This window comes from Arcobacter roscoffensis, assembly GCF_024267655.1.
Lineage (GTDB): Bacteria > Campylobacterota > Campylobacteria > Campylobacterales > Arcobacteraceae > Arcobacter_B > Arcobacter_B roscoffensis.
The window spans coordinates 886623-902244 of the sequence record NZ_CP100595.1 but is presented as its reverse complement, the minus strand read 5'-3'; the positions used below and the strand labels follow the sequence as shown (position 1 = coordinate 902244).

Here is a 15622-nt window from a genome sequence, read left to right as displayed (position 1 = left end):
ATTACATCTTCCCGTCAAGATATTTACCAGTCTCTTTATGTCCAAAATCTGGAATCATTCTAAAAAACTCTTTTACAATATCTTCTTTTGTCCATGATAAATTTGCCTTATAGTTTTTAATTATTGTTTCAAAATAATTTAATTTATCTTCATTAAATAAAGCTTCATTTTTTATAATCCCAAGATTTTCAAATCTATTAATATCTAAAACTTCTTTATCTGTAAAAAACTCTTCAAAATCTTTTTCACCTGTTGTATCGCTAGAAGCAAATAAACAAGGCCATTTACCTTGAGAGTGTAGAGTTTTTGCCAATTCTCTAGCTTCATCTTCATCTTTACATAAATATGGTTCATATCCAAGATTCTTTAAATACTTTACTGCAATATCTGCAAAAGTGATAAGATGTAAGTTTTCACTTAATTTTGGGAAAAATATATCTCTATTTTCACCAAAGATACAAGACATTAAACATAATTCACCAGATTCTTGAGGTGTTACAAAATACCTTTTTATATCATTAGGAGCGACTATTGGTTGATTTTTTTGAATTCTTTGATTAAATCCATGTAATAAACTTCCATCACTAAAAGCTACATTTGCAAATCTAGCCATAGAAACATCTATTTGTTTTGATTTTCTCATTACAAACATTTCCATGATTCTTTTACTTGCACCCATCATATTAACAGGGTTTGCAGCTTTATCTGTACTTACACAAAAATACTTTTTAGTTCCATTTTCAATTGATTGTTGAAGTGTTTTATCTGTGTTGAAAACATTTGTTTCAATCATGCGCATAAGTGTAAATGGATCTTTTTCACTTCTTACATGCTTAAGTGCAGATAGGTTTAAAACATAATCATATTGACCATCTGATTTTATAAAAGCATCATATTCAATACTTCCAATATCAAGGGCGAATGTTGCAAATTCTCCATCAATATATCCAAAACTGCTTCTTATATCTCGAACTAATTCAACCATATTATTCTCAGATATATCAACAACATGAATTTTTTTAGGATTTCTTTTAAATATTTCTTTTGTAACTGCTTGACCAATACTTCCAGCACCACCAATAACTAAAAATGTAGAGTTTGATACTATTTTCTTTAACTCATTATCATGTTTATTTATATCATCACAAAAAAGTTCTTGTGTTCGACCTATCAGATTTAAAACTTTTGACATTAAAGTCTCCCATCAACATCATCAATAATAGACTTAATATCAAATAAAACAGCTTTATCTCTATTTGATAAATCTAAAGTTTTAAACTGATCATGAGCAACAGCTACTACTATTCCATCATATTTTAATGTGTCTATATCTTTTACTAAATCTAAAGAATACTCATGTTTAACTTCTTCTTTATCTGCCCATGGATCATATACATCTATATTACATCCAAACTCTTGTAATTCTTCTACTACATCAATTACTCTTGAATTTCTAATATCTGGACAATTCTCTTTAAAAGTAATTCCTAACATTAATACATTAGAACCTTCTATTTTATGACCTTTTTTAATCATTAGTTTTATTACTTGATTAGCTACATATATACCCATATTATCATTTAGTCTTCTTCCTGCTAAAATAATTTCAGGGTTATATCCAATTGATTGTGCTTTATGTGTTAAATAATATGGATCAACTCCAATACAATGTCCACCAACTAATCCTGGTTTAAATGGTAAGAAGTTCCATTTTGTTCCTGCTGCTTCTAGTACATCATTTGTATTAATACCAAGTTTATTAAAGATAATTGCTAATTCATTTACAAATGCAATGTTTATATCTCTCTGACTATTTTCAATTACTTTTGCTGCTTCTGCTACTTTTATTGTTGGTGCTAAGTGAGTACCAGCTGTTATAATAGAAGAGTATAATGCATCTACTTTTTTTCCAATTTCAGGAGTTGAACCAGCTGTTACTTTTAGAATCTTTGTAACTGTGTGTTCTTTATCACCTGGGTTAATTCTTTCAGGTGAATAACCACAGAAGAAGTCTTTATTGAAAGTTAGATTTGAGAACTTTTCAAGTACAGGTACGCAATCTTCTTCTGTAGCTCCTGGATAAACAGTTGATTCATAAATTACGATATCATCTTTTTTTAGAACTTTTCCTACAGTTTCACTTGCTTTAATTAAGGGAGTTAAATCTGGTCTTTTATTTTTATCAATTGGAGTTGGTACTGTTACTATATAAATATTACAATCTTTTATATCATCTATACTACAAGTAAATTTTATACCATTATCAATAGCTTCTTGCAATTGTGATTCATTTAATTCTAATGTTCTATCAAACGCACGTGATAATTCATCAATTCTCTCTTGATATATATCTAATCCTACTACATGATATTTTGATGAAAATGCTGCTGCTAATGGCAATCCCACATATCCTAGACCTATTACACAAATTTTATTCATTTATTCATCTCTCCCAATTAATATTTATTTCTTTAAGTTCTCTATATACCAAGCTATTGATTCTTGTAAGCCTGTTTCAAGTGTATGAGTTGGTTCATATCCTAATAGTTCTTTTGCTTTATTAATATTTGCATTTGAATGTCTTATATCTCCTGCTCTAAAATCTCTATAAACTGCTTCTTTTACTTCTAATTCTGGTAATTTTTCTTTTATACCATTTGTTATTGCATTATATAAATTATTTAGTGTTTCTCTTCCACCTGCTGCTGTGTTAAATGCTTGAGCAAAAGCTTCTTTATTTGTTGTAGTTCCTGCTAAAATATTTGCTTGAATAACATTATCTATATATGTAAAGTCTCTTGATGTTTCACCATCACCATTTATGTAAACATTTTCACCATTTAATATTGAAGAAATCCATTTTGGCATTACTGCTGCATACGCTCCATTTGGATCTTGTCTTCTACCAAATACATTAAAATATCTAAGTCCAATTGATTCAAAGCCATAACACTTATAAAAAACTCCCATATAAAGTTCATTTACATATTTTGTAACAGCATAAGGTGATAAAAGACTACCTGTTCTTTCTTCTACTTTTGGAAGCTCAACACTATCACCGTAAACAGATGAAGATGAAGCATATACAAATCTTTTTACACCATTTTCTTTTGCGGCTGTTAAAATATTTAAAAAACCTGTTACATTTGAATTATTTGAAATTACAGGATTATCAATTGATCTTGGAACTGAACCTAATGCAGCTTGATTTAAAATAATATCTACATTTTTACAAGCAATATCACAAGTATCATAATCAGAAATATCACCTTTAATAAAAGAAAAGTTTTTCCATTGTTCATTTGAAACACAATTTTTCACATCATCTAAATTATGTTGATGACCAGTTGAAAAGTTATCTAGACCTATGACTTTTTGGTTTAGTTTTAAAAGAGTTTCTAAAAGATTTGAGCCTATAAATCCAGCACATCCTGTTATTAACCATCTCTTTGGATTATTTAAGAGCTCTTCTTTTATCTTTTCATATCTCATTTTGTTCCTTTTCTTAATTATCACTATTAAAAATATCTCTAGTATAAACTTTATCTTGAACATCAAGTAAGTCTTCACTAAGTCTATTTGCTACTATTACATCTACTTGCTTTTTAAACTCATCTAAATCTTTTACTACTTTTGAGTTAAAAAACACATCATCTTCTAAATTTGGTTCATAGATAACTACTTCTATTCCCTTAGCTTTGATTCTTTTCACAATTCCTTGAATAGCTGAAGCTCTAAAGTTATCACTTCCTTCTTTCATGATAAGTCTATATACTCCTACTTTTTTTGCAGTTTCTATATTATCAGGGTTTACAGGTGTTAGATTTAGTTTTTCTATAATACTTTGGGCTATAAAATCTTTTCTTGTAGAGTTTGCTTCTACTATTGCTGATATTAAGCTATGTGGTACATCTTCATAGTTTGCTCTTAATTGTTTTGTATCTTTTGGAAGGCAATATCCACCATATCCAAAGCTTGGATTATTATAATGACTACCAATTCTTGGATCTAATCCTACACCTTCTATAATTTGTTTTGAGTCAAGATTATGAGCTTGTGCATATGAGTCTAGTTCATTAAAGTATGATACTCTCATAGCTAGATATGTATTTGAAAATAGTTTTATTGCTTCTGCTTCTGTTGAGTCAGTAAATAAAACATCTATATTTTCTTTTATTGCACCTTGCTCTAGTAGTTTTGCAAAAGTCTCGGCTCTTTGGCTTTGTTCACCTACTATAATTCTTGAAGGATATAGATTATCGTGTAGTGCTTTTCCTTCTCTTAAAAATTCTGGAGAGAAGATAATATTATTTGTATCAAACTTTTTTGATATTTCTTTTGTGTATCCTACAGGAATTGTTGATTTTATTACCATTATTGTATTTGGGTTTATTTCAAGAACATCTTTTATTACATACTCTATTGACTTAGTATTAAAATAGTTTGTTTCAGGATCATAATCTGTTGGTGTTGAGATTATTACAAAGTCTGCATTTTCGTAAGCTTGCTTTTTATCTAGTGTTGCTTTAAAGTTTAAATCATTTCTTAGTAAGTATTCAATTATTTCTTTATCTTCTATTGGTGATTTTTTATTATTTAGAAGTTCTACTTTTTGAGGAATTATATCTAATGCTATTACTTCATTATGTTGTGCTAATAGTATTCCATTTGACAGGCCTACGTATCCTGTTCCTGCTATTGCTATTTTCATCTACTTCATATCCTCATTTCTAAACTTATTTTTCAAAATAATCTTACCTTCTTCAACACCTGGTTGATTATATGTATCTATTTGCATAAAGCTTCCAACTATTGATGTTAATAGTTGATATGAGTACATGAGTTTTCCTATATTAAACTCATCTACTTTTTCTATTGTAATTACATCTGTTGGGATATTCCCTATATCTTGTACTGCTTGTATTGTTGAATCAGCTTGCATATTTATCAAGTCTTTAAACTTGATATTATTTACATAGTCTAACTCTTCTAAATGAGGTATTGATATATCTGGTATTACTGTTTCTTCTTCAAAGTCCTCTACTTTTATAAATGTAACTGTTTTATCTCTTACACCTTCCATTATTAGTTGTAGAAAAGAGTGTTGGTCTACTGGACCAATAAGACCTATTGGAGTCAGGGCTTGTCTTGTTCCATTTATATTTACTTTTCCTAAGCTTTCACCCCATAATTGAATATACCACTTATTAAAGCCTTCTAAAAGAGAAGAGTATGAAAAAATTACATTTATATTAAATCTATTTTTATTCTCTACCATAAATCTAGCTTTTTCAAAGATAGAGTCAAAGTACTCTTCTTTTTCAAAAAAGCTATTATTTACTTCTTTACATCCATCTAGTAGTTTTTTTATATCTATTCCCATAATAGACAAAGGTAAAAGTCCTACAGGTGAAAACACAGAAAATCTTCCACCTACATCTTTAGGGATTTCAAATGTTTTTATATCATTTGTTTTTGCATATGAGTTTAGTTTACTATCATTTTCAGTTATACATACACAGTTTGATTTATCTATTTTTACTAAACTATGTAAGTATTTAAAAACTGAAATAGTCTCTATAGTAGTACCAGATTTTGAGATGATGATAAATAATGCATCATTTATATCAGATATATATGATAATCTTTTTTTAAGCTCCAAGGGATCTGTTGATTCTAAAAAGTGAAGTTTTTTAGTATTTGATTTATTTCTTAAAAAACTATTTATTGCATAAGTTCCTAAACTACTTCCACCAATACCAACTACAACTATATTTTTTTTTGTTACAGTTTTTGAAAAAGTTAAAATCTCTGAAGTATCTTGATTTACTAAGTTATAATATCCTATAACTTTTTTCTCTTCCACTATCTTTTCAAATATCTCGCTATTTGATTTGATTTGGTAGAAATTCTTTTCGTATTTCAATTTTACTTTTCCTATCTTTTGGTGTATTATTTGGTGTATTTTACTGAAAAGTTATTTTGTTATAACTTAAATGAGATATATTTAAGCTAATTAATTCTATTCTAACAAAGTATATTCATAAATGAGTCAAGTCTATTTATATCTTCCTTTTTCAATTTACCTAATTTCTTTAATACTGATGTTTTTTCTATAGTTGCTACTGATGATTTAAAAATTGATGGTTTTAATAGACCAGATTCTTTCCAAAGTTTAACTTCAATTTCAAAGTCAAGCTTATTTACTATACTACTAGAAATAGCAAGTATAAGAAGAGTATTTCTACTATTTTCATTATAAATATCTGAGGATACTATAACAGCAGGTCTAGCTTTATACTTCAAACTACTTGCAAATGGGAACTTTACTACAACAATATCATACTTACAAAAACTTGTCATAGTCGCTATCCTCATCATTTTCCCAAATTTTATATAATGATTCTTCTGATATATCTATAAAATCTTTTGATTCCTTTTTATCACTTATAATTTCATATTTACTAATAACATCATCTTTAAGATTATCTATAATATTCAAAACAATATCAATTTTAGAATCATCTATTTCTAATTTTATTGTTTTCATAATAAACCTTTTTTGTTTTATTATAGCAAAATATTTGAAAAGAAGAAAAGTGAATCACTTCGCTTCTTTTGTTTTGTCATAAAAGTAATTAGTAGCTTCCACAAAGCCATCTACACTTCCACAATCAAATCTTTTTCCTTTAAACTTATAAGCTATTACTTTTCCTTGTTTTGCTTGTTCTAGTAAGGCATCAGTTATTTGTATCTCTCCGCCTTTTCCTGGTTTTGTTTCTCTTAAAATATCAAAAATATCTGGCGTTAATATATATCTTCCTATGATTGCTAGGTTTGTTGGAGCATCTTTTGGGTCTGGTTTCTCTACCATATTTGATACTCTAAAAATACCTTCTTCTATTTGCTCACCATCAATTACACCATATTTATCTGTTTTATCTTTTGGTACTTCTTCTATTGCTACTATTGAACATTTGTATTTTTCATACAGTTTTGTCATTTGTTTTAGAACTGAACCTTCACTAGAAGTATTATCACACAAGTCATCTGCTAAGATTACTGCAAAAGCTTCATTTCCTATTAGAGTTTCACCACATAAAATAGCATGACCTAAACCTTTCATTTCTAGTTGTCTAGTATAAGAAAAAGTTGTAGTTTCAATAATCTTATTTACATCACTTAAAAGTTCTTCTTTTGAAGATCCTTTTATAGAGTTTTCTATATCAGTATTTGTATCAAAGTGATCTTCTATTGCTTTTTTATATTTAGATGTAACTATTGAAACAGTACTACATCCTGCGTCTAGTGCTTCCTCAACTCCGTATTGAATAAGTGGTTTTGTAAGTACTGGCAGCATCTCTTTAGGAATTGCTTTTGTAGCTGGCAAAAATCTTGTACCATATCCTGCTGCTGGGAATAAACATCTTTTTATCATACTTCTATACCTCTTCTTTTATTTGCTCAAAAAGTCTCATAAGTGAGTTTTCATATAATTTTGCATTTTCTTGTGATTTTGCTTCAAATCTTGTCACAAGTTTTGGAGTAGTATTACTAGCTCTAACTAGTCCCCATCCATCTTCAAAGTTTACTCTTATACCATCTACTGTAATAATATCTTTTATCTTTGGCATAAAACTTGGTGGATTTTCAAGTGATGCTTTTAGTTTTTCTACTAATGGAAATTTTGTATCCTCAGTTACTGTGATATTTATCTCATCTGTGCTATATACTTTTGGTAAAGATTCATACTCTTTATCAAAATCAAAACCATCAGCTATAAGCTCTAAAGCTCTAAATGTAGAATAAATAGCATCGTCATATCCAAAATATCTGTCATTGAAGAAAAGATGTCCAGATACTTCTGCTGCGAAAGAGGCATGTAACTCTTTGATTTTTACCTTTAGATTGCTATGACCTGTCTTATACATCACAGCTTTTCCATAAGTATTGATAGTGTCATACATAATTTGACTACATTTTACTTCACCAATAACTGTAGGATTTTCTATAAATCGTGAAAAGAAAATAGCTAAAATATCACCTTTGAAGTTATAGCTTTTTGATAAAAGTGCTATTCTATCTGCATCTCCATCATATGCAAAACCAAACTCATATTCACCACTAGCTAACTTTTCTTTTATATCTTTTAGCGTTGATTCATCACTTGGGTCTGGGTGATGATTTGGGAAAGTTCCATCTGGCTCTTCAAATAAAATATCATATGAAATATCAAGCCTATCAAGTATATCTCTTAAAACTACACCAGCAACTCCGTTTCCACAATCAAAGATAAACTTTTTACCTTTTAAATTAAGTTTTGAGAAGTGTTCAACTATATAGTCTATATATTTATCTTTTGCATCTATGCTTATAGTTTTTGTACTATTCTCTATAGTTTGAGTATCTTCTAAGATTTCTCTTCCAAGAGCATATATCTCTTCACCAAAAAAAGGAGCTTTATCAAGTGTGATTTTAAATCCATTATATTGGGGTGGATTATGTGAACCTGTTATCATAACTGAACCATCTACTTGTTTTTTATCAAACTCTACATAGTTTGAAAAATAGTTTGCAGGAGTTGGAACAAGTCCCATATCTAGTACTTCAAGTCCAGCTTTATTTATACCACTACTTAACCAGTCTTTTAGTATAGGTGAATGAGTTCTAGCATCATAACCTACAGCCATGTATTTAGCACTTGTTACTTTTTGTTTTAGTTTAGTTGCTAGATAAAAGCCTATTTTTTTTACCATATCTTCGTTTAGTTCTTGCTCAAAGATACCTCTTATGTCATATTCTCTGAAAATTGATGAAGGCATATTTTATTTCCCTATATGTTTATGTTTTTTGGGATGTAGTATATCTAAGTTTTTATAAAGTGTGATTTAAGTTATTATTTTAAAAGTTTGTGGAAGATAGTAGAAACCCAAGAAATATTGGGTTTCTATAGTTTTAATTAGTGGTGAGTTGTTGTTGAGTTGTTACCAGAAGCAACAGCAGCAGCAACACCTGCAGCAGCAGCAGCGGCAGCAGCAGTAGCAGCACTAATTCCACCAATTGCAGCTCCACCAGCAGCGGCAGCTCCACCAGCAGCAGCAGCTCCAGCTCCGACAGTACCAGCACCAGCTCCGGCAGCACCAGCTCCGGCAGCTCCACCTGCACCTGCACTTGCTCCAGCAGAACCTGCAGCACCTGCTCCTCCAGCACCTGAACCAGCAGCACCTGAACCAGCAGCACCTGTTTGAGCTACAGCACTAGCTACAAATAAAGAAGAAGCGAAAACGATTGATAATAATTTTTTCATAGAAAATATCCTTTTTTTAAGTTTTGCGTTATTTTACCATAAAATCTTTAAATTTAAAAATTTTATTTTATTCTCTTAGATTATTTATATACTTTTTCATAATTTGTGTATTATTTTCACTATTATTCATAGGATATAAACTATCAAGTGTTGATGCACTTACACCAACATCTCTTGTCCATGGAGTAAGTCCAAATCTAAGTCTATCTTTTACATTTTTATATGTAAACACTTCAAGAGGTACTTTTATATATACACCTTTATCTATATAACCTTTGTTATCTTCATTTTCAAATACTTTTTTTGAATCTGTATATGTAGCAAAAGCTCCAAATGTAAAGTTTTTATAGTTTCTAGCAACTTCTAGTCTGATACCCTTATCACCTGCTAAAAACTGCCCTATTTTTGCACCCATGTGCAAATCATACTTTTGATTTACTAAATAATAAAGGTTTAAAAACTTAGCATCGTATTTATACTCATCTTTTATTCCAAAAAGTTCGTCAACTTCTCTCTTATATACATTTTGATATTGAAGTCCTATTCCAAATCTCTCATCAAACATAGGTTTATACCATTCTAAGTCAACTCCTGCAAATGAGTACTCCAAGTATCCAAGCTCCGCTTTAAAAAAAGAATCATTAAAAGCGTTTGCTTTATATACCATACTTAAGTGAGACATTTGTGTGTCATTATATGTAAAATGCTCTGTAATATCACCTCTAAGAGATAACTTACCCTCTTCAAGAGGTGATGATGAAAGCTCAGTTCCACTATGATATAAAGGATGTTCTATTGAACCATGAACTTCAAAGTTGTCGGTGAATTCATAAGAAGCATTTGCAGCCATAGATATTTTCATAGCAAAGGGTTTGTCTTTATGATTTAACATAGTTCCAATTTTTGGAGCAAACTTATATCTAAACTTTTCAGTAGCAACAGAATCACTTATATATAAATCTTTGCCTTTTGAAAATTTTTCATACATACCATCGGTATCATTTGAAATCAAAATAGCATCTCTCATATATGCATCACTTACTTTTTGATTTTCATACATATCAAATTCAGCTCTATTTACTTTTATAGTTTTCTTTTTTATCTCTTTGTCTTTGATAGTCATATAAATAGTATCATATTTTTTTGGTGCTACTTCATCTACAGCTGAGATTGCTCTTCCTGCTGCTTTAAGTTCATTGTAGTATCTTGGATTATCTATCTCTGTCCAAACACTGTTTTCATTTACTGCTGTTTTTACATACTTGAACTTTTCTGCTGCTACTTCTTTTGAGAGTTTATCTGATAACTCTTTTTCATTTAGATTTTTATACTCTGCTTTTTTTTCATCACTAGCTTTCCATCTTGGATCAGGAAGGTGATCAAACATACCAGTTCTATCAAATCCAAATTGATATGTGTATCCAAATGATATGGTATTTCCTCTTTGATAAGATAGATTAAAAATAGAGTTGTTACTGTACTTATACTTAAGACCATAATTAAACTTTGATTTTGGAAGTTCATAATCTCCAACAGTATATGGGTTTACTTTATCTTTTGCATAATCTATAGGAGCATACTCAGCCATCAAAGAAAAAGATGGACTAGCATTAAAAACTACTGAACCAAAAGGTTTTCCACCACCCCAATCTGTATTTTTTAGAAAGTTTATTGAGTTATTATCAAAACTTCCTGAATTTGAAGAGTTTGCCTCATATTTTTTAAGATCTTCACCCCCTAGTCTACCTTTTGCATATCCAAGGGATAAATCAAAGTAACCTATATTTTTAGAAAGAACCAAATACTTTGAAGTATAAAGAGAAGTACCCCAAATATCATCAGCACCAATAGCAAGAGCTGGTGTATATTCACCCTCTTTTTTTAAAAGAAATTTTACACTTAAAGATTTATCTTTATAACTTCCATAACCTTCACTATCAGAAAATCCTGCAACTCCTGATACTTGAGTCATATGAAAGTTTGCTTCTATAAAGGGCAAAGGAGTAGCAGTAAGCCCATAATACCTATAGGGTTTATCTTCATTTAGAAAAAACCTCATAGACCAGTCTTTCATGATTCTAGCATTTGGTGTTTCAAAAACACCTGTATTTCCACTATAAGTAGCTGTGATATTTTCAGGTGTTTTTGCTGCAAGTAAAAAACTTGCAGTTAAAGGAAGGATACTAAGAGTTTTTAAGTTCATCTGTTTTTTCACTTCTTATAAACTCATAGAAAAACACTAAAAATATTCCAAGAATAAATGAAGTTACGAATGAAACTACAAGTATTAAAGCTCTTTTTGGTTTACTCTTTTCTTTTATATAAGAGACCCTACTATCTACTACTTTTGATACAAAGTAATAGTCATTTGCTTGTGAGAACACTTTCTTTTGATATAAACCTGATAGAGATTTACTAAGTTGTTCTTTTAATGATACATCATATGTTGAGCTTAACTCTTTGTTGTAGTACTTGATTTGTTCATCTATCTCTTTCATATCAGAAGTTCTTACTTTATCTACTATTTCTTTTAGATATATATCCACAAGCTCTTTTGCTAAGTATCTATCTTGAAGCTCAGCACTTAAAGTAATAAGTCCAGATTTTTTATCAGCTGAAACAGATAAAATTTCTTTCAAACTATTTATAGTCGAATATACTTTTTCTTCTTTTGATCTAGTATCTTGTTCATCTTCATCTTTTGAATTAAACATATTATAAACACTATCAAGACCTAAAGCAAAAACTAAATTTTCTTGATTTTCTAGTTTTGAAGTAAGATTGTATTTTTCTACCATCATTTCATTAAAACTATAATCCCCTAGTACTGTTTGCATCATCACAGCTGGATCTTTTGAACTTCCACCACCAAGACTAACTCCAGCTAGTGAAGCTAAAGATGAAAGACCTCCTCCAACTGATTTTTGTTCACTTTGAGGAGATAAAACTACACTTGACTTATATGAGTTTGGTATACTTAAAACATACACAAAAGTAATAGTTGTAATCACAAATACAAATAATAGTATCTTGTATTTGTATTTTAAGATAGTATTAAAAAGCTCTCTTAAATCTATTTCATCTTCTTCTATATATGAAGCTTGTTCATTTACACTAAGCTTTTCACTCATACTATATACCACCTACAGTTTTAAGAGAAGCCGCTGTAATAGCAAACTGATAAAGTATACTTGATACATCTTTTGCAAACTTCATATCAGAGAACATATCAAACTCCATAGGTACAACTATTGTATCACCTTTGAATATCTCTTTGTCATTACCCCAAAAGTAGCTTGACTCATATTTTACTGTTTCACCATTTGCTTTTACTATGTATATATAATCTTCATTTGCAAGCTCAGTTACACCACCTGCTTTTGATAAATAATCATCAGTATTTAAGTCATCATTAAATACAAAGGTATTTTGATTTAAAACCTCACCTACAACAGATACCGTATCACTAATTGATGGAATATATAAAGTATCTTCATCTTTTAGTGCTATATCATAAGGTGATTTTTTAAATCTATTTAGATCATAATATAGATTTAAAGATACTCTTCCTATAGGTTTATTTCTTTTTGCTTCATTTTCTAGCTGTTTTATAGCTTGAAGTTTTTTTGCTGTTTCATCTTTTTCTTCACCTAAATTCTCACTTGAAGTGCTTGCTTTCAGTACTTGATTCCCAAGTCTATCAAGTGTTTCTTGAAGTCTTTTTTCTTGAAGTTCTCTAACCTCTTCTCTTGTAAATACAGCACCTTCCACAAAGGCATTTGGCAAGAAACCACCAGCTCTTAAAATCACACTTGATAGTTTTTCACCCTCTTCTATTGCGTATTTACCTGGGTATCTAACTAGTCCTTTGATATTTACATATTTTTTATCATTCCAGTTTGCTATTGGGAAGATAGTGATTTCATCATCTGAGAAGATTTTTATTTTTAAGTTTAATGCTTTGTTCATATCTAAAGCTAAGACTTTTCTTTTTCTCTCATAGTCTTCTGTATAGTATCTAACAACCTCAAATCTAGCTTTTAAAGCTTTTTTTGTAAGTCCACCTGATATATTTACTATGTCATTTATAGTTGTATTTTCATTTATGTCATAAGTTCCAGGGATAAATACTTCACCTTTTATGATTGCTGTCATTTTATCATTTACAGCGGAGAAATCAAAGAATCTTACTTCATCATATTTCTTAAGTTTAAAGTTTTTGTTTTCACTTAAGTTTACTAAAAATGTTGATTTTTGATTATTATCAAGTCTTGTAATTTGAACTTTTGTTTTATCCACTCTTACAGATTTTCGCACTTCATCATCAAATACTTCACTATTAAACTTCACAAGTCCAAAAAGATCAGATACACTCATACCTTCATAAAATTCATATTTTCTTTTACTATTATCTACTACTTCACCTTTTGCATAAATATAAGGTTTTTCTTTTAAATCTGAATTTTTGTAAATAGTGATAATATCACCTGCTTTGATAATATGATCTTCTTTTTTATCTAGTACTTTTTGAAGATTGAAACTTTTGATATTATTGTCATTTTTAATAACTGCAAAGTTATAATTTGTATCTTTTTTAAAGTATCCATTTTCTCCAAACTGATTTAATTCATTTTGAAGAAGTGTTGAAAGCTTTTTATCAGAGGGAAGTTCTTTTTCACTTGGTGCTACGATATTTCCTGAAATTTTTACTAGGTTTGCACCTAAAATACTTGTAGAATATACATTGATTTCATCTCCATTTTTTGGAGTAAATTTATATAGTTTTTCTTTACTTAATGTATATACTTTTATAGTATCATTTTCATATCTTTTAAGACTTATTGCATTTTGGTTTGCTTTTGCTTTAAAACCAGCTGCAAAGTTAAATAGTGTCCTAAAACTTTCGCCTTTTTTAAGTTCAAAAATTGCATTGTAGTTTACATCACCTGTAAGCTTAATCTCTTTACTAATAGGTTTAACTAAAATAATGTCACCATTTTTTAAAATGGTATCACTACTTGCATCACCATATCTTACAAGTGAATATAAATCAAATGACTTATACACCTTACCTGCTCTTTTAAGTAGGATATTTCTATATGAACCATTTTCTAAAATACCTCCACTTGAAATAAGTGCATCTTTTATAGTAGAAAAAGAAGAAAGGTTATAAAGACCAGGAGCATTTACAAGTCCTGAAATAGTAACTTGAATAGATGAGAATTCTGATATATCAACTAAAATATTTGTACTATTTGGGTAAGCTTTTTTAGTCTCTTCTTTGATAAGCTTTTTTGCTTCTTGAAAATTTAGACCTATTACTTTAAGCTCTTTTACTTGAGGAATATTTATATTACCATCTTTATTTACATCTAAAACAAAATCTTCATTTGTTCCACCGTAGATTTTAAGTGATATTTTATCTCCATGATTTAAACTATAATTTGATGGAGTTGGAATACTATATGGGTTTAGTTTATTTTTGTTGTTGAAAAATAGAGAAGCAAATCTTTCTAGTTTTTTATCTTCTGATTTTAACTCTTCTTTTTGAATACCTTTTTCATCTAAAACAACATCATTTTCTACCTTCTGTTCTTTTTGAACTTCGTTTTCTGTGTTCTGTTTTTTAGATAACTCTTTTTTTATATCAGCTTCACTGTAGCCAGCAGCTTTAGCCAATTCTAATTGAGTAGGTGTTAATGTAGCGGAGAATAACACACTACATACAAGTAGTAAACTATATATAATCCTCATTGAAAGATTCCTCATGATTTTTTGGGATATAATATCATAAAATAATGAAGATTTAGATTAATTAAAAATTTGATTTAGATATTTTAAAGAGAATATTTTTGAGTCATTAAAAGATGCGAATAATTCGCATCTTTTTTATAATTTATAAGTTACATCTTCGATATCATAATCATCTTCCAACTTTTCACAAACAGAATCAGTTGAAGTTTCATCAATATCAATAACTAAACTTTTTACATTACTTGCATCTTTGATTTCTATAGTAATGCAAGCTTTATTAGTAGCATCATTAAAAACTGCTTTTCCTGCTGTAACTGTCCAGTTTGTTTTGCTCAATACTATAGCAGTATCAATATTAGTCAAACTACTATCAAGCATAGCATAACTTTGAATAGCTGTAGTAGCACTTACTATGTCTCTTTTTATAGTAGAAGCCAAAGCTTCATCTTTTGAGTCAATAAACTTTGGTACAGCAACAGAGGCAATAATCCCTATGATTAAAATCGCAAATATTAATTCAAGTAGTGAAAAACCATTTTTCATAATATAATCCTTTATAAA

At 29.3% G+C, this 15622-nt stretch carries 14 protein-coding genes; all 14 read right to left on the bottom strand.

Annotated elements, in window-relative coordinates; genetic code table 11:
- Nucleotide 1 precedes the first annotated feature (1 nt).
- The 14 genes from NJU99_RS04365 to NJU99_RS04300 all read right to left on the bottom strand — a co-directional run bounded on the left by NJU99_RS04365 (nucleotide 2) and on the right by NJU99_RS04300 (nucleotide 15604).
- Entirely contained in the window at nucleotides 2-1192 is a 1191-nt protein-coding gene (locus NJU99_RS04365; protein WP_254577507.1) for a UDP-N-acetylglucosamine 4,6-dehydratase, read from the bottom strand.
- Nucleotides 1192-2439 (bottom strand): Vi polysaccharide biosynthesis UDP-N-acetylglucosamine C-6 dehydrogenase TviB, encoded by a 1248-nt coding sequence (gene tviB, locus NJU99_RS04360; protein ID WP_254577506.1) that lies wholly within the window; start codon nucleotides 2437-2439, stop codon nucleotides 1192-1194. The genes NJU99_RS04365 and tviB overlap by 1 nt, the downstream gene beginning before the upstream one ends.
- Nucleotides 2440-2463: 24 nt before the next feature.
- Nucleotides 2464-3492, bottom strand: coding sequence for an SDR family oxidoreductase (locus tag NJU99_RS04355; RefSeq protein WP_254575967.1), 1029 nt, complete (start codon nucleotides 3490-3492; stop codon nucleotides 2464-2466).
- A gap of 13 nt (nucleotides 3493-3505) precedes the next feature.
- On the bottom strand, nucleotides 3506-4711 hold the full coding sequence (locus NJU99_RS04350) for a nucleotide sugar dehydrogenase (protein WP_254577505.1): 1206 nt from the start codon (nucleotides 4709-4711) through the stop codon (nucleotides 3506-3508).
- On the bottom strand, nucleotides 4712-5926 hold the full coding sequence (locus tag NJU99_RS04345; RefSeq protein ID WP_254577504.1) for a glucose-6-phosphate isomerase: 1215 nt from the start codon (nucleotides 5924-5926) through the stop codon (nucleotides 4712-4714).
- Between the two features lie 101 nt (nucleotides 5927-6027).
- Nucleotides 6028-6363: a type II toxin-antitoxin system PemK/MazF family toxin gene (locus NJU99_RS04340; RefSeq protein ID WP_254577503.1), complete on the bottom strand. Its 336-nt coding sequence runs from the start codon at nucleotides 6361-6363 to the stop codon at nucleotides 6028-6030.
- Nucleotides 6347-6550, bottom strand: coding sequence for a hypothetical protein (locus tag NJU99_RS04335; protein WP_254577502.1), 204 nt, complete (start codon nucleotides 6548-6550; stop codon nucleotides 6347-6349). Before NJU99_RS04335 ends, NJU99_RS04340 begins: the two co-directional genes overlap by 17 nt.
- A 54-nt stretch (nucleotides 6551-6604) precedes the next feature.
- Nucleotides 6605-7438, bottom strand: coding sequence for a UTP--glucose-1-phosphate uridylyltransferase GalU (gene galU, locus NJU99_RS04330; protein WP_254577501.1), 834 nt, complete (start codon nucleotides 7436-7438; stop codon nucleotides 6605-6607).
- A 4-nt stretch (nucleotides 7439-7442) separates the two neighbouring features.
- Nucleotides 7443-8822, bottom strand: coding sequence for a phosphomannomutase/phosphoglucomutase (locus tag NJU99_RS04325; RefSeq protein WP_254577500.1), 1380 nt, complete (start codon nucleotides 8820-8822; stop codon nucleotides 7443-7445).
- A gap of 137 nt (nucleotides 8823-8959) precedes the next feature.
- A complete protein-coding gene (locus tag NJU99_RS04320) occupies nucleotides 8960-9307 on the bottom strand; it encodes a hypothetical protein (RefSeq protein WP_254577499.1) in 348 nt (115 codons plus the stop codon).
- Between the two features lie 67 nt (nucleotides 9308-9374).
- Nucleotides 9375-11510, bottom strand: coding sequence for a YjbH domain-containing protein (locus NJU99_RS04315; RefSeq protein ID WP_254577498.1), 2136 nt, complete (start codon nucleotides 11508-11510; stop codon nucleotides 9375-9377).
- Nucleotides 11491-12438, bottom strand: a complete 948-nt coding sequence (locus tag NJU99_RS04310) for a Wzz/FepE/Etk N-terminal domain-containing protein (protein ID WP_254577497.1) — start codon at nucleotides 12436-12438, stop codon at nucleotides 11491-11493. Before NJU99_RS04310 ends, NJU99_RS04315 begins: the two co-directional genes overlap by 20 nt.
- A gap of 1 nt (nucleotide 12439) precedes the next feature.
- Complete coding sequence (locus tag NJU99_RS04305) at nucleotides 12440-15061, bottom strand: polysaccharide biosynthesis/export family protein (RefSeq protein ID WP_254577496.1); 2622 nt, start codon at nucleotides 15059-15061, stop codon at nucleotides 12440-12442.
- A gap of 135 nt (nucleotides 15062-15196) precedes the next feature.
- Nucleotides 15197-15604 carry a prepilin-type N-terminal cleavage/methylation domain-containing protein gene (locus NJU99_RS04300; RefSeq protein ID WP_254577495.1) on the bottom strand — a complete coding sequence of 136 codons (408 nt, stop codon included), beginning with the start codon at nucleotides 15602-15604 and terminating at the stop codon, nucleotides 15197-15199.
- Nucleotides 15605-15622: the final 18 nt, after the last annotated feature.

Excerpts from the sequence above, each read along its gene's own strand:
- NJU99_RS04340 (WP_254577503.1), bottom strand. The coding sequence starts at position 6,363 with ATGACAAGTTTTTGTAAGTATGATATTGTTGTAGTAAAGTTCCCATTT.
- tviB (WP_254577506.1), bottom strand. The coding sequence starts at position 2,439 with ATGAATAAAATTTGTGTAATAGGTCTAGGATATGTGGGATTGCCATTA.
- NJU99_RS04350 (WP_254577505.1), bottom strand. The coding sequence starts at position 4,711 with ATGAAAATAGCAATAGCAGGAACAGGATACGTAGGCCTGTCAAATGGA.
- NJU99_RS04300 (WP_254577495.1), bottom strand. The coding sequence starts at position 15,604 with ATGAAAAATGGTTTTTCACTACTTGAATTAATATTTGCGATTTTAATC.
- NJU99_RS04320 (WP_254577499.1), bottom strand. The coding sequence starts at position 9,307 with ATGAAAAAATTATTATCAATCGTTTTCGCTTCTTCTTTATTTGTAGCT.
- NJU99_RS04305 (WP_254577496.1), bottom strand. The coding sequence starts at position 15,061 with ATGAGGATTATATATAGTTTACTACTTGTATGTAGTGTGTTATTCTCC.
- NJU99_RS04355 (WP_254575967.1), bottom strand. The coding sequence starts at position 3,492 with ATGAGATATGAAAAGATAAAAGAAGAGCTCTTAAATAATCCAAAGAGA.
- NJU99_RS04315 (WP_254577498.1), bottom strand. The coding sequence starts at position 11,510 with ATGAACTTAAAAACTCTTAGTATCCTTCCTTTAACTGCAAGTTTTTTA.
- NJU99_RS04310 (WP_254577497.1), bottom strand. The coding sequence starts at position 12,438 with ATGAGTGAAAAGCTTAGTGTAAATGAACAAGCTTCATATATAGAAGAA.
- NJU99_RS04365 (WP_254577507.1), bottom strand. The coding sequence starts at position 1,192 with ATGTCAAAAGTTTTAAATCTGATAGGTCGAACACAAGAACTTTTTTGT.
- NJU99_RS04325 (WP_254577500.1), bottom strand. The coding sequence starts at position 8,822 with ATGCCTTCATCAATTTTCAGAGAATATGACATAAGAGGTATCTTTGAG.
- NJU99_RS04335 (WP_254577502.1), bottom strand. The coding sequence starts at position 6,550 with ATGAAAACAATAAAATTAGAAATAGATGATTCTAAAATTGATATTGTT.
- galU (WP_254577501.1), bottom strand. The coding sequence starts at position 7,438 with ATGATAAAAAGATGTTTATTCCCAGCAGCAGGATATGGTACAAGATTT.